The following is a 17,231-nucleotide window of genomic DNA, read 5'->3' as shown; positions in this document are numbered from 1 at the left end:
GACCTCCCGCGCCACTCGCTGCACGGCGCGACGACCGACGTGCTCCCCGAGCCGGTCGGCTCGGGATCCGAGCCGCGTGCCGTGCTGGTCGTCACCCACGGGGGCCGACCGCGAGCCGTCGAGGTCGCCGCCGAGATGGGCCTGGCCCTGCTCGAGGCCGGCATCGAGGTGCGCGTCCCGGCGTCCGACCTGGCCGAGCTGGAGCTGCCCTTCGAGCCGGTCTCGGCCCCCGACGAGGACCCGGCCGCGGGGTGTGAGCTCGTCGTCGTGGTCGGCGGGGACGGCACGATGCTGCGTGCGGTGGAGCTGACCCGCGCCGCGCGCGTGCCGTTGCTCGGTGTCAACCTCGGGCACGTCGGGTTCCTCGCCGAGGCCGAGCCCGAGGACGTCGGCCCCACGATCGAGGCCGTGGTGCGGCGCGACTACGTCTCCGAGGAGCGGCAGACCATCGATGTGTCGGTCTACCGCGGTCAGGAGCTGGTCGAGACGCTGTGGGCGCTCAACGAGGCGAGCGTGGAGAAGGCCTCCCGCGAGCGCATGATCGAGGTCGTCGTCGAGGTCGACGGACGACCGTTGTCGCGGTTCGGCTGCGACGGCATGGTGTGCGCGACGCCGACCGGGTCGACGGCGTACAACTTCTCGGCCGGGGGGCCGGTGGTCTGGCCGTCGGTCGAGGCGCTCCTGGTCGTCCCGCTCAGCGCTCACGCGCTCTTCGCGCGACCGCTGGTCGTCGCTCCCTCCTCCGTCGTCGCCATCGAGATGGGACACGCCCACCTGGGCGAGGGCGTGCTGTGGTGCGACGGGCGGCGCACGATCGACCTGGTCCCCGGTGACAGGGTCGAGGTGCGCCGCGGGCAGCGTCCGGTGCGCCTGGTCAGGTTGCACGACGCACCGTTCACCGATCGTCTCGTGGCGAAGTTCGACCTCCCCGTCGACGGGTGGCGCGACCTCGGCCGCCACCGCGATCGGGTGGGGGAGTCCCGTGCTTGAGGAGCTGCGGATCACCGGGCTCGGTGTCATCGAGGAGTCGGTGCTCCCGCTGCACCCGGGCCTGACCGTCATCACCGGCGAGACCGGTGCCGGCAAGACCATGCTGATCACCGCCCTGGGCCTCCTGCTCGGGGGGCGCGCGGATTCCGGTGCGGTGCGGCGGGGGAGCCCGGTGGCGCGTGTGGAAGGCCTGGTGCGGATCCCCCACGGTGATCCAGAGACCGGGCTCGCCGCGCAGGTGGAGCAGCTCGGCGGTCTCGTGGAGGACGGCGAGGTCATCGTCACGCGTCAGCTCGCCGCGACAGGCCGCTCTCGTGCCTTCGTGGGCGGTGCTGCCGTGCCCGTCGCGCGTCTCGCGACCTTCGGGGACGCGCTCGTCACCGTGCACGGCCAGTCCGACCAGCAGCGCCTCACCCGGCCCGAGACCCAGCGCACCGCGCTCGACGCCTTCGCGGGAGAGCCGGTGGAGAGGGCGACTCGCGCGTACGCCGCGGCTTACACGGCCTGGACCGCGGCGCGAGCCGAGCTCGAGAACCTGCGCGAACGCAGCCGGGATCGTGCGCGTGAGGCCGACCTCCTGCGCTTCGGCCTCGCCGAGGTCGAGGACGTCGACCCCCAGGCGGGGGAGGAGCACGCGCTGGCCGCGGAGGAGTCCCGTCTGGGCAACGCCGAGACCCTGCGCACCGCTGCGGAAGGAGCACGATCGGCCCTGTCCGCGGACGACGAGGCCCCCGACGCACTCGGCGCCGTCGCGAGCGCCCGACAACACCTGGACGCAGCGGGGGTGCACGACCCCGAGGCGGCCGACCTGGCGGCCCGCCTGGCGACGGTCTCCTACGAGCTCGCCGACGTCGCCGCGGACGTGGCCGCGTACGCGACCTCGCTCGACGTCGATCCCGCACGCCTGGCTCACGTCTCCGAACGCCGAGCCGCCGTCGTCGGTCTGCTGCGCAAGTACGGCGAGACCACCGAGGAGGTGCTCGCCTGGAGCGGTCGGGCGGCGGCACGGCTGCTGGAGCTGGACGACAGCGACGAGCGGGTCACGCAGCTCGTCGAGCGGGTGGCCGCGCTCGAGACGGAGACCCTGGCCGCGGCCACGACTCTCAGGGAGGCCCGAGCCGACAGTGCTCCCGTGCTGGCCGCGCAGGTCCAGACCGAGCTGGCGGGCCTCGCGATGCCGGACGCGCGCGTCGAGGTCACCGTACGCGGCGAGATCACCCCCGACCGGCTCGCTCCCCACGGCGCCTGCACCGTGGAGATCCTGCTGGCGCCGAATCCGGGCGCGGAGCCTCGGCCTCTGGGCAAGGGCGCCTCGGGCGGCGAGCTGTCCCGGGTGATGCTCGCCCTCGAGGTCTGCATCGCGGGCACCCACCCGGTGCCGACCTTCGTCTTCGACGAGGTCGACGCCGGTGTCGGAGGGCGCTCCGCCGTCGAGATCGGCGCGCGCCTGGCTCGGCTGGCCCGCCACGCGCAGGTGGTGGTGGTGACGCACCTGCCACAGGTGGCGGCCTTCGCCGACAGCCACGTGGTCGTGGCCAAGACCTCGGACGGGTCGGTGACCCGGTCGGGGCTGACGACCCTCGCCGAGGACGATCGCGTCCGCGAGCTCTCGCGGATGCTCGCCGGGCTCGAGGAGTCCGACACCGCGCTCGCCCACGCGGAGGAGCTGCTGGCCCACGCCAGACGTGAGTCGACCACCCACTGACCCCTGGCACCGTCGTCGGCACATCAGGTGCGGGGCACGCGCTCGGGTCCGCGGGGCGGGTGCCACTGCGTGCGAGGATGACCGCGCCATGAAGCCGACCCCGAGAGCCTCCGACGCCGAGGGCGACGCCGGGGCGAGCGGCCGCGCCCGGGTCGATCGCCGGCCCCGTGCCGTCCTCGGACGCGTGCACGCCGGTGACATCGTCGTCGTCGACGAGACCGACCTGGACCGTGAGACCGCCCAGGCGCTGGTCGAGGCCGACGTCGCCGCGGTCGTGAACGGGTCCTCCTTCTTCTCGGGTCGCTACCCCAGCCTCGGTGCAGGGGTGCTGGCCGAGGCGGGCGTCGTGCTCCTGGAGGCCGTGGGAGGCGAGGTGGTCGCCCAGCTGCCGGAGGGCAGCCGGGCCCGTGTCACGGGCGACCGGCTGATCGCCGGCAAGCGCGCCTGGACCGGGAACCGCCTGACCCTCGAGGAGATCGAGCGGCGCATGGCCTCGGCGCGGACGGGTCTCGCCGCACAGCTGGAGACCTTCACCGCCAGCACCTCGGAGTTCCTGCGCCGCGAGCAGGACCTGCTGCTGCACGGCCTGTCCACTCCGTCGCTGCGCACGCGCATCCACGGGCGCCCGGTCGTCGTGGTCTCGCGCGGGTACGACCACCGCGAGGACGTCGCGCGCCTGCGTCGGTTCATCCGCGAGCAGCACCCGGTGCTCATCGGGGTGGACGGCGGAGCGGAGACGCTGGTCGAGGCGAGACTGCGACCTGACGTCGTGATCGTCGGCGAAGGTGGTCTCGGGCGCCCCGTCACCACGGGTGGCAACGACACCGGTTCCGTCTCCGACCGCACCCTGCGCAGGGCTCGCGACGTCGTGCTCCATGCCGATGCCTCCGGACGTGCGGCGGGCTCGGCCCGCCTCGAGCGGCTCGGCGTACGCCACCACGTGATGGCGACGTCGGGGACACCGGAGGACATCGCCCTGCTGGTCGCCGACCTCGCCGACCCGACCGTGATCATCACCGCGGGGAGCCACGCGACGCTCGAGGAGTTCCTGGACCGCCAGCGGTCCGGTCTCGCGAGCATCTTCCTGACCCGGTTGAAGGTCGGGGCACGACTGGTCGAGGCCCGGGCCGTGCCGGAGCTCTACGCCGGGCGCGTGCGCACCTGGCAGCTGCTCCTCGTCGTGCTGGCCGGCCTCGTGGCGCTGGTGGCCGCCTTCACGACGACTCCGGTGGGTCAGGAGATCGCGGAGGACCTGCTCGACCAGCTGCGCACCTGGTCGCAACCCTTGCTGGACTCGTTGCCCGGAGGACTCTCACCGTGATCTCGTTCCGCTACCACGTCGTCACCCTCGTCTCGGTGTTCCTGGCACTGGCCGTGGGCATCGCCCTGGGCGGTGGGCCGTTGCAGGGCGAGGTCGACGACAGCCTGGTCGGGCAGATCGAGGCCGACCGAGCCCGCAAGGCCACACTCAGCGACCGCATCTCGGCCCTGCGGTCGGACCTGCGCTACACCGACGCGTTCGCCGAGGCGCTGTCGCCGGAGGTGGTGGACGGGAGCCTCGAGGGCAACGCGGTCGCTGTCGTCACCCTCCCCGGCGCCAACGACGCCCTCGTGCCGGACCTCACCACCCTGGTCGAGCAGGCGGGCGGGTCGGTCGCCGCCACGTACCGCTTGTCCCCGGCGTTGCTCGACCCCGAGCAGCGACAGCTCGTCGACGAGCTCGGCAGGCAGCTCGTCGCCGGGGCGGAGGACGTGCAGGTCACGGGCGACCCCGCGGCGTACGAGCGGATGGGCCAGATCATCGGCCGCGCCATCGGCGTGCAGGGTGCACCGGAGCCGCTGGACGCAGGCGCGGAGGCCCTGCAGTCCGGCCTGGCGACGGCCGAGCTGCTGGCATCGGCCGGTTCCACCGACACCCGAGCCGACCTGGTGCTGGTCGTGGCTCCCCCCGGCATCGCCGAAGGCACCGCGGCAGCGGAGGACGACGCCGCCTCCTTCGAGCGGTCCGGTGCGGGCGAGATCCTCGCCTCGCTCCTCTCGGGTGTCGACGAGCAGGTCGACGGGGTCGTGCTGACCGGCCCGACGAGCGCTGCCGTCGACGACGGTGCCCTGCGGTCGCTGCTCGCCGACGTTGGTGCCGCGCGACGCGTGAGCACCGTGGACCCGGTGAACCTCACCACGGGCAAGGTCGCGCTCGTGCTGGCCCTCGCCGAGCAGGCCGCCGGCGGGGTGGGTCACTACAGCGCCGCCGGCGGGTCGGACGGTGCGCTGCCCGCGGCCTCCGACGCGACGGGCGACCTCGCCGGGGACGACACGAGCGACGACACGGGTGACGGGCAGGGCTGACCACCCCGGTGAGCGAGCGAGGGTGTCGCGGCGAGTGCCGCGGCCCGGTTCGTTGGTAGGGTGGAACCCCGTGAAGGTGGCTCGCCGGACGGCGTCCACCCGGACCACGACACGGGAGTCATGTTGGCCTCAGCGCAGCCGACCAAGCACATCTTCGTCACCGGCGGCGTCGCCTCCTCGCTGGGCAAGGGACTGACGGCGTCGAGCCTCGGGAGCCTGCTGAAGTCGCGTGGGCTGCGGGTCACCATGCAGAAGCTCGACCCGTACCTCAACGTCGACCCCGGCACCATGAACCCGTTCCAGCACGGGGAGGTCTTCGTCACCGACGACGGCGCCGAGACCGACCTCGACATCGGTCACTACGAGCGCTTCCTCGACACGAACCTCGCGGGCCGGGCCAACGTGACGACCGGCCAGGTCTACTCCGACGTGATCGCCAAGGAACGTCGCGGCGACTACCTCGGCGACACGGTCCAGGTCATCCCGCACATCACGAACGAGATCAAGGACCGCATCCGTGCGATGGCCTCGGACGAGGTGGACGTGGTGATCACCGAGATCGGCGGCACGGTCGGCGACATCGAGTCCCTGCCGTTCCTCGAGGCCGCACGGCAGGTCCGGCACGACGTCGGCCGCAACAACGTCTTCTTCATCCACGTCTCGCTGGTGCCCTACATCGGCCCGTCGGGGGAGCTGAAGACGAAGCCGACCCAGCACTCGGTCGCGGCGCTGCGGTCCATCGGCCTGCAGCCGGACGCGGTGGTGTGCCGCGCCGACCGACCGCTGCCCGAGGGCATCAAGAAGAAGATCTCGCTCATGTGCGACGTCGACGAGGAGGCCGTGGTCACCGCCGCGGACGCGCCGTCGATCTACGACATCCCCAAGGTGCTGCACGCCGAGGGCCTGGACGCCTACGTGGTGCGTCGGCTGGACCTGCCGTGGCGCGACGTCGAGTGGAGCACCTGGGACCAGCTGCTCGAGCGGGTGCACCATCCGGCCGAGCACGTGGTCGTGGGCCTCGTCGGCAAGTACGTCGATCTCCCCGACGCCTACCTCTCGGTCGCCGAGGCGTTGCGCGCGGGAGGCTTCGCCAACGATGCGAAGGTCGAGCTCCGGTGGGTCCCCTCGGACCTGTGCGCCACCCCCGAGGGCGCAGCCAAGCAGCTCTCCGACGTCGACGCGGTGTGCGTCCCGGGAGGGTTCGGCGTCCGCGGTCTCGAGGGCAAGCTGGGCGCCCTGACGTACGCCAGGACCCACCAGATCCCCACGCTCGGCCTGTGCCTCGGTCTGCAGTGCATGGTCATCGAGTACGCCCGGGAGGTGTGCGGCATCGCGGACGCCGGCTCCACGGAGTTCGACCCCGACACCTCCGCGCCGGTCATCGCCACGATGGCCGAGCAGGAGGCGATCGTGGAGGGGGCCGGCGACCTCGGCGGCACGATGCGCCTCGGGCTGTACCCCGCGACGCTCCTTCCGGGCTCCGTGGTCGCCGAGGCGTACGGGGAGACCTCGGTCGAGGAACGGCACCGGCACCGGTACGAGGTGAACGTGGCCTACCGCGAGCAGCTGTCGCAGGCGGGGCTCGTCATCTCCGGCACCTCGCCGGACGACCGTCTCGTCGAGTTCGTCGAGCTCCCGAGGGAGACGCACCCCTACTACGTGTCCACCCAGGCGCACCCCGAGTGGAGGTCGCGCCCCACGCGTGCCCATCCGCTGTTCGCGGGACTGGTGGAGGCCGCGATCAACCGGCAGAACGAGCTGCGCTTCCCGCTGGACGCCGAGGAGTCCGCCGGGTCCGAGACCGTCCCGGAGCCGGTCACCGCGTCGTGAGCAACCAGGAGCGCGACACGTCCGCCGCTGCGGCGGCGACCCTGCGGGGCGCCGAGGTGACCGACCGGGAGGAGACCTGGCCGGTGGTCTCCTCGCACACCCCGTGGCGCAGCGACTGGATCGTGGCGGTCCGCGAGTACACCGTGCACGCACCGGGGGATCCGGAGGACCGCATGTCGCGGGCCGTGCTGGAGCACCCCGGAGCCGTGGTGGTGCTCGCGGTCGACGAGGACGACCGCGTCGTGTGCCTGCAGCAGTACCGGCACGCTGTGGGACGACGGCTGGTGGAGCTGCCCGCCGGCGTCCGCGACGGCGACGACGAGGACCCGCTCGAGGTGGCCCAGCGCGAGCTGCGGGAGGAGGCCGAGCTCGCCGCGGAGCACTGGGAGCCCCTGCTCGAGCTCCTGCCCAGCCCGGGGATCCTCGCCGAGCGGCAGCACGTCTACCTCGCCACGGGCCTGAGCCACGCAGGACGCGGAGACTTCGAGCTGCGTCACGAGGAGGCCCACCTCGACGTCGTGATGGTGCCGGCCGACGACCTGGTCACGGCCGTGCTCGAGCGGCGCGTGACGGACGCGCCCCTGGTCGCGGCGATCCTCGCCTGGCAGGTGAAGCGGCTCGGCGGACCGGGGTCGTGAGCGTCCCGATCGACGACGCCCCGGCGCCGGCGCACGAGCCCGGGCGGATCGAGTCCGCGGTGCAGACCTGGCTCGCGCACCTCGGTGTCGAGCGCGGCCTCTCGGCGAACACGCTCGGCTCCTACCGCCGCGACCTGCGCCGCTACCTCGCCTACCTCGGCACGGCCGGCATCGAGGACCTCGACGCGGTCGACGAGCAGGTCGTCGGCGCCTTCCTGGCGCATCTCCGGGAGGGCGACGAGGCGCACCAGCCGCTGGGCGCCGCCTCGGCGGCCCGCACGCTCGTCGCCGTGCGCGGCTTCCACCGCTTCGCGGTGCGGGAGGGACTGGTGCGCCACGACCCCGCGGCCCCGGTCAAGCCGCCGACACCGACGAGGCGGCTGCCGAAGGCGCTCCCGCTGGCCGACGTCGAGGCGCTGCTCGCGGCGGCGTCGGCGCCGGACACGCCACTGGCGTTGCGGGACCGAGCACTGCTCGAGCTGTTGTACGGGTGCGGTGCCCGCATCTCCGAGGCGGTCGCGCTGGACGTCGACGACCTCGCCCTGGACAGCTCTGACGAGGCCCGACCCTCGGTGCTGCTGCGCGGCAAGGGCGGCAAGCAGCGGATCGTGCCGCTGGGTTCGTACGCCGTGGAGGCCCTGCGCGCCTACGTCGTGAGGGCGCGGCCGGGCCTGGCCTCGAAGGGACGCGGCGTGCCCGCCCTGTTCCTGAACTCCCGTGGGGGGCGGCTCTCGCGGCAGAGCGCCTGGACCGTGATCAGCCAGGCCGCGGAGCGGGCAGGCATCCGTGTCGAGGTCTCACCGCACACGCTGCGGCACTCCTACGCCACGCACCTGATCGACGGGGGAGCGGACGTGCGGGTGGTGCAGGAGCTGCTCGGCCACGCATCGGTCACGACCACCCAGGTGTACACGATGGTCACGGTCGACCGCCTCCGCGAGGTGTACGCGGCCAGCCACCCGCGGGCCCTGCACTAGCACGAGCGGCCCCGGGCGGGAATGGTCCGAACCGGGTCCTGTCAGCTCTTGCGCCGCGCCGAGCACATCGTGTATTGCACAGCGAAATGTCCGAAATGCCCACGAGTGGACGGCATGAGTCGACAGGTGGGTCTGAGTTATCCACAAGCTGCCGATGGCCCATGGTGTGATTCCGTCCGGCGCGGCGCGTCGCGCCGGCTGACCGCCGAGGTCGCCGTACTGTCCCGAGCACGAGGTCGATTTTGTCGACATGTCACTCCGGACCCGACGCCGGAACCCTCTCAGCTCCAGGAGCCCCCATGTACTCCACCGGCACCTACGGGGTCGGCACCGTCCTGCGCCGCCCCGCCGACGAAGCGCCCGCACAGATCCCGGGTCTGCCCCCCGAGCCCGTGATCGGTCCGACCGGCCGGCCGCTGCCGAACCTGCCGGAGCCCGCCCCGGTCTCGCGGCACGGCGACGCGCGGATCATCGCGATGTGCAACCAGAAGGGCGGTGTCGGCAAGACCACGACGACGATCAACCTCGGGGCGGCGCTGGCCGAGCTCGGGCGCAAGGTGCTGCTCGTCGACTTCGACCCCCAGGGCTCGCTCTCGGTGGGCCTGGGGCTGAACCCCCACGACATGAAGCTCACCATCTACAACCTGCTGCTGCAGCGGGACGTCTCGGTCTCCGACGTGGTCGTGCCCTCGGGCGTCGAGGGCATGGACCTCCTGCCCTCCAACATCGACCTCTCCGCCGCCGAGGTGCAGCTGGTCAACGAGGTGGCCCGTGAGCAGACGCTGTCCCGCGTGCTGCAGCCGGCTGTGGCGGACTACGACGTCATCCTGATCGATTGCCAGCCCAGCCTCGGCCTGCTGACCGTCAACGCCCTGACCGCGGCGGACGGCGTGATCATCCCGCTGGAGTGCGAGTACTTCGCCCTGCGCGGCGTCGCCCTGCTGAAGACCACGATCGACAAGGTCACCGAGCGGCTGAACCCGCGCCTGAAGGTCGACGGAGTGCTCGGCACGATGTTCGACGGTCGCACGATCCACGGCCGCGAGGTCATGGAGCGGCTGGTGCAGGCCTGGGGCGACGCGGTCTTCCACACCGTGGTGCGGCGCACGGTGAAGTTCTCCGACTCCACGGTCGCGGGCGAGCCGATCACATCCTTCGCGTCCGCCTCGCCGGGGGCGCAGGCCTACCGCGACCTGGCACGAGAGGTGGTGGCCCGGTGCCTCGCCGCGTGAGTCTGCCGGAGGCCGACGACCTCTTCCGCCCGACCGTCGTCCGCGACGCCTCTGTCGACCCCTCGGGGGAGAGCGGGCTCGACGTCGAGACGCGCGACCCGGCCGAGCCGAAGCCGACGGGGCGCGTACGCCACGACGAGAAGATGACCGTCTACATCTCCTCCGACGAGCTGCTCGACATCGAGGACGCCCGCATCGCGCTGCGCCGTCGCCACGGGTTGGCCGCGGACCGGGGGCGCGTGGTGCGGGCCGCGGTCGCGCTCGCCCTGGTGGACCTGGAGAAGCGTGGCGAGCACAGCGACCTGGTGACGCTGCTGCGGCAGCAGTGAGCTCGACGCCGTGACCACCCTTCTCGAGGCACCCGACGACGCCGACTCGCGGGAGATGTCACCGGTCGCCGAGGAGGCGGGCGGTTTCCGGGTCCATCTCGACGTGTTCGAGGGACCGTTCGACCTGTTGCTCAGCCTGATCGTGAAGCACAAGCTCGACATCACGGCTGTCTCGCTGTCGCGCGTGACCGACGAGTTCGTGGCCCACGTGAAGACCCTGGACGCGACGGAGGACCTGGAGGAGACGACGTCGTTCCTGGTCGTGGCGGCGACGCTGCTGGACCTGAAGGCCGCGCGTCTGCTGCCGCAGGGTGACGTCGAGGACGACGAGGACCTCGCTCTGTTGGAGGCGCGCGACCTGCTCTTCGCGCGGTTGCTGCAGTACCGCGCGTTCAAGGTCGTCGCCGGCGTGCTCGACGAGCGGCTGGCGAGAGAGGAGCGTCGCCACCCGCGCACCGTGGGGCTCGACGAGTGCTTCGCCACGCTGCTCCCCGAGGTGCTCATCGGGCTCGGCCCGGCCGAGCTGGCCCGACTGGCCGAGCAGGCGCTCGTGCCCCGCCCCGTCGAGGAGGTGTCCCTCACCCACATCCACGCGCCCACGGTCAGCGTGCGGGCGCAGGCCGACCTGGTGCTCGCACGGCTGCGTCGCGACGGCACGACGACGTTCAGGTCGCTCGTCTCCGGTGCCGACACCCCGACGACGGTGGCCCGCTTCCTCGCGCTGCTGGAGATCTTCCGGGAGGGCGTGATCGCCTTCGAGCAGCCGAGTCCGCTCGGCGAGCTGACGGTGCGGTGGTCCGCAGCGGCCGATGCCGACGTCGACCTGAGCGTCGACGAGTTCGAGGGGTCACCCGAGTCCGAGGAGGGCGCGTCATGACCGAACCGACCATGCAGCAGGAGCCGGCGGACGAGGCACCCGCAGGTGTCCCGGCCGAGCGTCTGCGCCCGGCCCTGGAGGCGCTGCTGCTCGTGGCCGAGGAGCCGATGAGCACCGCCACCGCCGCCACGGCGGTGCAGCGGCCCGAGGCGGAGGTGGCCGAGGCTCTCGAGGGGCTGTCCGCGGAGTACGACGTGCAGGGCCGCGGGTTCGAGCTGCGGCAGGTGGGCGGCGGCTGGCGCTACTACACGCGGGAGGCGTACGCCGAGGTCGTGGAGAAGCACGTGCTGGAGGGCCAGCAGGCGCGTCTGACCAAGGCGGCACTGGAGACGCTGGCGGTGGTCGCCTACAAGCAGCCCGTCACCCGGGCGCGGGTCTCCGCGATCCGCGGCGTCAACGTCGACGGCGTGATGCGTACGCTGCTGCTCCGCGGCCTGGTCGAGGAGGCGGGGACCGACGGCGAGCACGGCGCGTACGTCTACCGCACCACGACGTACTTCCTCGAGCGCATGGGGCTGACCTCGCTCGACGAGCTGCCGGAGATCGCCCCGTTTCTGCCGTCGATCGAGGACGTCGAGGCCCTGGATACCGTCGAGGCATGAACCCGCCCCCCACGTCGCAGCCGCCCGGCGGCACCCCCGACGACGACGGGCTCGTACGACTGCAGAAGCTGCTCGCCCAGTCCGGCGTCGCCAGCCGCCGCAAGTGCGAGGAGCTGATGCTCGACGGCCTGGTGGAGGTGGACGGCGAGATCGTCACGCGGCTGGGCACCAAGGTGGACCCGACGAGCGCGGTGATCAGGGTCGACGGGCGACGGCTGCCTCCGGTCAGCGCGCACGTCTACCTGGCGCTGAACAAGCCCCGGGGCGTGGTCTCGACGATGAGCGACCCGGAGGGGCGGCGCCACCTCGGCGACGTGGTGGCCGCCCGTCCCGAGCGCCTCTTCCACGTCGGTCGCCTGGACACCGACACCGACGGACTGCTGCTGCTGACCAACGACGGCGACTTCGCCCAGCGGCTGGCGCACCCCTCCTACGAGGTCGACAAGGTCTACGTCGCGGAGGTCGACGGCGAGGTGTCCAAGGCGGTGCTGCGTCGCCTCCGCGACGGTGTGCAGCTCGAGGACGGCCCCGTGGAGGTCAGCGATGCCCGCGTGGTGTCGGTGGCTGCGGCGACAGGCCGCCGCGACGAGCGCTCGATCGTCGAGCTCACCATCCACGAGGGCCGCAACCGCATCGTCCGCCGGCTGCTGGCCGAGGTCGGTCACCCCGTCCGCCGGCTGACGCGCACCGCGATCGGCCCCGTACGCCTCGACGGGCTGCGCAGCGGAGCGCTGCGGGACCTGAGCTCGGAGGAGCTCGGTGCGCTCCTGGACGCTGCATCCTTGTGAACCCTGCCGCGAGCTCTGCCGCGAGCCCTGCCATGGGACCTGCCGTGGCGTGTCGTCGCGGCCCGCGCTGCGCGTAGGGTCGTGCCCGACCCTGGGAGACCGACCCGGCTGAGGCCGGCCGAGGAGACGACGATGGCGATGCGCGCAGTCCGCGGCGCGACGCAGCTCGAGACCGACGAGCGCGAGCACCTGTTGGAGCGCACCACCGAGATGGTGCGCGACGTGATGGCCGAGAACGGCCTCGTCATCGACGACTTCGTCTCGATCATCTTCACCTCGACGCCGGACCTGACCAGCGAGTTCCCCGCGTACGCCGCTCGGCAGCTCGGGTTCACCGACGTGCCCCTGATGTGCGCCCGCGAGCTGGACATCGACGGGTCGATGCCACGGGTGGTGCGCATGATGGCCCACGTGGAGACCGACCTGTCGCGGTCGGACGTCACCCACGTGTTCCTCCACGGCGCCGCGGCACTGCGGCGGGATCTCCGCCGGGTGCACGAGGTGCCGGACACCGATGGCTGAGAGGCCGGCGCGCCCCGGTCCCGCCCCCGCCGAACGCATCGGTGTGCTGCGCGGTCCCGTGCTGGTGGTCGGTGCGGGTCTGCTCGGCACGTCGGTGGGCCTCGCGTTGACGAGGGTCGGCGTCCGGGTGCTGCTCGAGGACGTCTCGCGCGACCACGTCCGCACCGCCACGTCACTGGGTGCAGGACATCCGTGGCGTCCCGGCGAGGAGCCCCAGCTCGTCGTCGTCTGCGTGCCGCCGGACGTACTCGGCGAGAGCCTGGCGCATTGGCTCACCACGGTGCCCGGCGCCGTCGTCACCGACGTGGGCAGCATCAAGGGCAGGCCCCTGGCGGATCTCGCGGCCCGGGTCGACGGCACCGTGCTGGCGCGCTACGTCGGGTCCCACCCCATGGCCGGGTCCGAACGGTCGGGCCCGCTCGCCGCCTCCGACGCGCTCTTCGAGGGGCGCCCGTGGGCCGTGACCCCGCACGCGTACGCCGATCCCGCCGCCGTCGTGCTCGTCGAGGAGCTCGCCGAGGCATGCGGTGCCACGGTGCTGCGCCTGGGCCCCGACGAGCACGACCTCGCCGTGGCGCGCACCTCGCACCTGCCGCACCTGGTCGCCGCGCTGGTCGCGGGACAGCTCGCGGCGGCGCCCGAGGACCACCTCGCCCTATCCGGACAGGGGGTGCGGGACGTGACGCGTATCGCGGCCGGCGACCCCGGACTGTGGCAGCAGATCGTCACCTCCAACGCCGACGCCGTGCTCGACCTGCTCGGCGCGGTGGCCGAGGACCTCGAGACCCTGATCGGTGCCGTCAGGCAAGGCGACCGCGACGGCCTCGGCGTGGTCCTCGCGCGTGGCGTCGCCGGTGCCCGCTCGCTGCCCGGCAAGCACGGCGGGCGGCCCCGCCCGCTCTCCGCGGTACGGGTTGCCGTGCCCGACCGCCCCGGCGAGCTCGCGCGCCTGTTCGCGGACGTCGGGGAGATCGGCACGAACGTCGAGGACTTCCGCATCGACCACGACACCGGTCGTGCGTACGGGCAGGCCGAGGTGATGGTGGCCGAGGACGCCGTGGACTCGTTGGTCGACGGCCTCGGGGCACGTGGCTGGACCGCGTACGCCTGAGCGGCCGCGCCGACAGGGCGGAGGCCTGCCGGTAGGGTCGCCGCCCGTGGACAACGAGGCGGGGCCGGACCGGGTCGAGCATGTGGTGGTGGCCGTCGACGGCTCGTCGGGATCAGGCAAGTCGAGCACGTCACGCGGTGTGGCGGAGCGGCTCGGGCTGCGTTACCTCGACACGGGTGCCCAGTACCGCGCCGTGACGTGGTGGATGCTGCTCCGGGGCGTGGACGTGACCGACCACGACGCAGTCGCCGCTCGCGCCATCGAGCCGCGCGTCGAGTCGGGCACCGACCCGGCCGACCCGACCATCACCGTCGACGGCGTGGACGTCTCCGAGGCCATCCGCGCAGAGGACGTCACGGGCGCGGTCTCCGACGTGGCGGCGGTCGGCGCGGTGCGTACGCGCCTGGTCGCGCTGCAGCGAGCGATCATCGGCGACGGGGGCATCGTCGTCGAGGGACGCGACATCGGTTCGGTGGTGTGGCCCGACGCGGCCGTGAAGGTGCACCTGGGTGCGGACGTCTCCGCCCGCGCCGCACGTCGCGCTGCGGAGCAGGGGAGCGGCGACACCGACGCCACCGCCGCGGACCTCGAGCGCCGTGACGCGAAGGACTCGGGCCGCGCGGTCGACCCGGCGCGACGGGCGGACGGCTCCCACGACCTCGACACCACCGACATCACCCTGACGCAGGCCATCGATGCGATCGTCGCCCTCGTGGAGGACGCGCACGCCGCGTCCTGACGTCCCGACCCGGGTGGTCACGACTCCAACGCGGCCCTCACGTCGAGGGCGAGGCCGGTCTCGGTCTCGCAGACCCGCCACAGGGTGTCGATCGCCTTCTCGGCCGGACGGACCAGAGGCTTGCGCACCGGCGGCCCGCTCATGCCCAGCAGCGGTCCGTAGAGCCCGCCACCGACCGCATCGGGGTCCGTGGCCGCGCGCAGCTGCGAGAGTGCACCCGTGTCCTCGCTCATGCCGACGACCTTCACCCCGGCGTGCGAGACCTTCGCGAGGAGTCCCTCGTTGCCCGAGGCGACGGTGGTCGACTGCAGGTCGGAGTTGGTCAGCCCCGGGTGCGCTGCGACCGCGCGGGCATCCACACCGTGGGCGCGGAGGCGGGGCTGCAGTCCCTGTGCGAGGTGTCTCATGGCGAGCTTGGTGTTGCCGTACTGGGCCCAGGCGTCGTAGTCCGCGCGCATGTGCGGGTCCCCAGGGTCCAGTGCTCGGCCCTGGTGGGCCGCGATGCTGGAGAGGGTGACGACGCGGGCGCGGGGCGTACGCACCACCAAGGGCAGGAGATGGGACAGCAGGGCCCAGTGCCCGAGCACGTTGATACCGAGCTGGGACTCGAACCCATCGGCGGTGGTCGACTCGGGGATCGCCATGACGCCTGCGTTGAGGACGAGGTGGTCGATGCGGTCGTGCGTGCTGCGGACCTGGTCGGCGGCCTCGGCCACCGAGGCCAGGGCGCCCAGGTCGAGCTCGACGATCTCCAGCGAGGCGTCGGGATGGGCGGCCAGCACCTCGTCCCGGGCCGCCTTCGCCTTGTCCTGGTTGCGGGCGGCCATGACGACATGGGCGCCCTTGCCGGCCAGGGCCTTCGTGGTGGCCTTGCCCAGACCGCCGTTGGCGCCGGTGACCACGGAGGTGGTGCCGGTCAGGTCGGGGATGTCGGAGACGGACCAGGGCACGAGCAGCTCCTCGGTGGGGGGATGGGGGAGTGTGCGTACGAGCTCCTACCCGGGAAGACCGGCGTGAGCACCCGCTGTCGCCGACGTGGGAGAATGATCGTTCGGCCGTCGGCAGCTCCGGCGGCCGCTTGACGTACCAGCAGATGGAGCAGCGCATGTCCGAGACCAGCCACGCCGACGCCGCCACGGGTCCCGTGCCGGTGCTCGCGGTTATCGGGCGGCCCAACGTCGGCAAGTCCACGTTGGTCAACCGCATGATCGGTCGCCGCGAGGCGGTCGTGCAGGACGTGCCCGGGGTGACACGCGACCGCATCTCCTACGACGCCGTCTGGAACGGGCGGTCGTTCACCGTCGTCGACACCGGCGGCTGGGACCCGGACGCGCGGGGGCTCGCCGAACGCATCACCGCGCAGGCCGAGATCGCGGTCGGTCTGGCGGACGCCGTCCTCTTCGTCGTCGACGCCACCGTCGGCATCACCGACGCCGACGAGGGCGTCGTGCGCGTGCTCCGCAAGTCCGGCAAGCCGGTCGTGCTGGCCGCCAACAAGGTCGACGACGCCCGCACCGAGGCGGAGGCGTACGCGCTCTGGAACCTCGGACTGGGGGAGCCGTGGCCGGTCTCGGCGCTGCACGGTCGGGGGTCGGGCGACATGCTCGACGCGATCCTCGCCGCGCTGCCCGAGCCGCCCGCCGAGGAGATCGGCAAGCCGCGGGGACCGCGGCGCATCGCGATCGTCGGCAAGCCGAACGTCGGCAAGTCCTCCCTGCTCAACAAGCTCGCGGGGTCCGAACGGTCCGTGGTCGACGACGCGTCGGGCACCACCGTCGACCCCGTCGACGAGCTGGTCGAGCTCAAGGGACGGACGTGGCGCTTCATCGACACCGCGGGCATCCGCAAGCGTGTGAAGGAGGCCTCGGGCCACGAGTACTACGCCTCGCTGCGCACCAACGCCGCCATCGAGCGTGCGGAGGTCTGCGTGCTCATCGTCGACGGGTCGCAGTCGATCAGTGAGCAGGACGTACGCATCATCAACTCCGTGCGGGAGACCGGGCGGGCGCTCGTGATCGCGTTCAACAAGTGGGACCTGGTGGACGAAGAGCGTCGCTACTACCTGGACCGCGAGATCGAGCGGGACCTGGTGCAGGTGCAGTGGGCGCCGCGCATCAACGTCACCGCACGGACGGGCTGGCACATCGACCGGCTCGTCCCTGCGCTCGACGCGGCGATCGACGGGTGGGAGACCCGGGTCGGCACCGGTGCGCTCAACTCCTTCGTCGGGCGGCTCCTCGCCGAGCACCCCCACCCCGTGCGCGGCGGCAAGCAGCCCCGCGTGCTCTTCGCGACGCAGGCGCAGACCGCGCCCCCGACGTTCGTGCTGTTCACCTCCGGCAAACTCGAGCCCGGCTACCTGCGCTTCATCGAGCGCCGGTTGCGCGAGGAGTTCGGCTTCATCGGCACCCCGATCGACATCCAGCAGCGACCCAGGGAGAAGAGGAAGCGCTGATGCTCAAGGACTGGAAAGGCAAGCCCTGGACCGTCTGGGTGACGTGGCTGATCGTCATCTCGATGGTCGCGTTCTTCGCGCTCGACCTGC

At 72.5% G+C, this 17,231-nt stretch carries 17 protein-coding genes; 16 read left to right on the top strand and 1 reads right to left on the bottom strand.

Annotation, left to right across the window (positions count from 1 at the left end; genetic code table 11):
* Positions 1-39 precede the first annotated feature (39 nt).
* The 15 genes from KLP28_16955 (at position 40) to cmk (ending at position 14,686) form a co-directional block, all read left to right on the top strand.
* Positions 40-990: an NAD kinase gene (locus tag KLP28_16955; GenBank protein ID QWC87067.1), complete on the top strand. Its 951-nt coding sequence runs from the start codon at positions 40-42 to the stop codon at positions 988-990.
* A complete protein-coding gene (gene recN / locus KLP28_16950) occupies positions 983-2,695 on the top strand; it encodes a DNA repair protein RecN (protein QWC85175.1) in 1,713 nt (570 codons plus the stop codon). Before KLP28_16955 ends, recN begins: the two co-directional genes overlap by 8 nt.
* A gap of 88 nt (positions 2,696-2,783) precedes the next feature.
* Complete coding sequence (locus tag KLP28_16945; GenBank protein ID QWC85174.1) at positions 2,784-4,016, top strand: hypothetical protein; 1,233 nt, start codon at positions 2,784-2,786, stop codon at positions 4,014-4,016.
* Positions 4,013-5,041, top strand: a complete 1,029-nt coding sequence (locus KLP28_16940) for a copper transporter (GenBank protein QWC85173.1) — start codon at positions 4,013-4,015, stop codon at positions 5,039-5,041. The genes KLP28_16945 and KLP28_16940 overlap by 4 nt, the downstream gene beginning before the upstream one ends.
* Positions 5,042-5,161: 120 nt before the next feature.
* Complete coding sequence (locus KLP28_16935; GenBank protein QWC85172.1) at positions 5,162-6,871, top strand: CTP synthase; 1,710 nt, start codon at positions 5,162-5,164, stop codon at positions 6,869-6,871.
* A gap of 41 nt (positions 6,872-6,912) precedes the next feature.
* A complete protein-coding gene (locus tag KLP28_16930) occupies positions 6,913-7,509 on the top strand; it encodes an NUDIX hydrolase (GenBank protein QWC87066.1) in 597 nt (198 codons plus the stop codon).
* Positions 7,510-7,568: 59 nt separating this feature from the next.
* Positions 7,569-8,486 (top strand): site-specific tyrosine recombinase XerD, encoded by a 918-nt coding sequence (gene xerD, locus KLP28_16925; GenBank protein ID QWC87065.1) that lies wholly within the window; start codon positions 7,569-7,571, stop codon positions 8,484-8,486.
* A gap of 299 nt (positions 8,487-8,785) precedes the next feature.
* Positions 8,786-9,718 (top strand): ParA family protein, encoded by a 933-nt coding sequence (locus KLP28_16920; GenBank protein ID QWC85171.1) that lies wholly within the window; start codon positions 8,786-8,788, stop codon positions 9,716-9,718.
* The gene (locus KLP28_16915) at positions 9,703-10,047 is read left to right on the top strand and encodes a hypothetical protein (protein QWC85170.1); all 345 of its coding nucleotides are present in this window, start codon (positions 9,703-9,705) and stop codon (positions 10,045-10,047) included. Before KLP28_16920 ends, KLP28_16915 begins: the two co-directional genes overlap by 16 nt.
* 55 nt (positions 10,048-10,102) lie before the next feature.
* Positions 10,103-10,924: a segregation/condensation protein A gene (locus tag KLP28_16910; protein ID QWC87064.1), complete on the top strand. Its 822-nt coding sequence runs from the start codon at positions 10,103-10,105 to the stop codon at positions 10,922-10,924.
* The gene (gene scpB / locus KLP28_16905; GenBank protein ID QWC85169.1) at positions 10,921-11,526 is read left to right on the top strand and encodes an SMC-Scp complex subunit ScpB; all 606 of its coding nucleotides are present in this window, start codon (positions 10,921-10,923) and stop codon (positions 11,524-11,526) included. The genes KLP28_16910 and scpB overlap by 4 nt, the downstream gene beginning before the upstream one ends.
* On the top strand, positions 11,523-12,314 hold the full coding sequence (locus KLP28_16900) for an rRNA pseudouridine synthase (protein QWC85168.1): 792 nt from the start codon (positions 11,523-11,525) through the stop codon (positions 12,312-12,314). Before scpB ends, KLP28_16900 begins: the two co-directional genes overlap by 4 nt.
* A gap of 132 nt (positions 12,315-12,446) precedes the next feature.
* Positions 12,447-12,836 (top strand): chorismate mutase, encoded by a 390-nt coding sequence (aroH, locus tag KLP28_16895; protein ID QWC85167.1) that lies wholly within the window; start codon positions 12,447-12,449, stop codon positions 12,834-12,836.
* On the top strand, positions 12,829-13,947 hold the full coding sequence (locus KLP28_16890) for a prephenate dehydrogenase (protein QWC85166.1): 1,119 nt from the start codon (positions 12,829-12,831) through the stop codon (positions 13,945-13,947). Before aroH ends, KLP28_16890 begins: the two co-directional genes overlap by 8 nt.
* Before the next feature lie 82 nt (positions 13,948-14,029).
* A complete protein-coding gene (cmk, locus tag KLP28_16885; protein QWC87063.1) occupies positions 14,030-14,686 on the top strand; it encodes a (d)CMP kinase in 657 nt (218 codons plus the stop codon).
* A gap of 17 nt (positions 14,687-14,703) precedes the next feature.
* Here cmk and KLP28_16880 read toward each other — a convergent pair whose 3' ends face one another.
* Positions 14,704-15,636: an SDR family NAD(P)-dependent oxidoreductase gene (locus tag KLP28_16880; protein ID QWC85165.1), complete on the bottom strand. Its 933-nt coding sequence runs from the start codon at positions 15,634-15,636 to the stop codon at positions 14,704-14,706.
* Positions 15,637-15,779: 143 nt separating this feature from the next.
* On the opposite strand from KLP28_16880, the gene der reads away from it, so the two are divergent.
* Entirely contained in the window at positions 15,780-17,141 is a 1,362-nt protein-coding gene (der, locus tag KLP28_16875; GenBank protein ID QWC87062.1) for a ribosome biogenesis GTPase Der, read from the top strand.
* Positions 17,142-17,231: the final 90 nt, after the last annotated feature.

The organism is Nocardioidaceae bacterium, assembly GCA_018672315.1.
Lineage (GTDB): Bacteria > Actinomycetota > Actinomycetes > Propionibacteriales > Nocardioidaceae > TYQ2.
Note: the sequence above shows the minus strand (reverse complement) of the source record. Positions and strands in the feature narration are given on the sequence as shown.

What these genes read in the sequence shown, in the direction of transcription:
- KLP28_16935 (QWC85172.1), top strand. Translation starts at nt 5,162, where the DNA reads ATGTTGGCCTCAGCGCAGCCGACCAAGCACATCTTCGTCACCGGCGGC.
- der (QWC87062.1), top strand. Translation starts at nt 15,780, where the DNA reads ATGGAGCAGCGCATGTCCGAGACCAGCCACGCCGACGCCGCCACGGGT.
- KLP28_16945 (QWC85174.1), top strand. Translation starts at nt 2,784, where the DNA reads ATGAAGCCGACCCCGAGAGCCTCCGACGCCGAGGGCGACGCCGGGGCG.
- aroH (QWC85167.1), top strand. Translation starts at nt 12,447, where the DNA reads ATGGCGATGCGCGCAGTCCGCGGCGCGACGCAGCTCGAGACCGACGAG.
- KLP28_16890 (QWC85166.1), top strand. Translation starts at nt 12,829, where the DNA reads ATGGCTGAGAGGCCGGCGCGCCCCGGTCCCGCCCCCGCCGAACGCATC.
- KLP28_16900 (QWC85168.1), top strand. Translation starts at nt 11,523, where the DNA reads ATGAACCCGCCCCCCACGTCGCAGCCGCCCGGCGGCACCCCCGACGAC.
- scpB (QWC85169.1), top strand. Translation starts at nt 10,921, where the DNA reads ATGACCGAACCGACCATGCAGCAGGAGCCGGCGGACGAGGCACCCGCA.
- KLP28_16910 (QWC87064.1), top strand. Translation starts at nt 10,103, where the DNA reads ATGTCACCGGTCGCCGAGGAGGCGGGCGGTTTCCGGGTCCATCTCGAC.
- KLP28_16920 (QWC85171.1), top strand. Translation starts at nt 8,786, where the DNA reads ATGTACTCCACCGGCACCTACGGGGTCGGCACCGTCCTGCGCCGCCCC.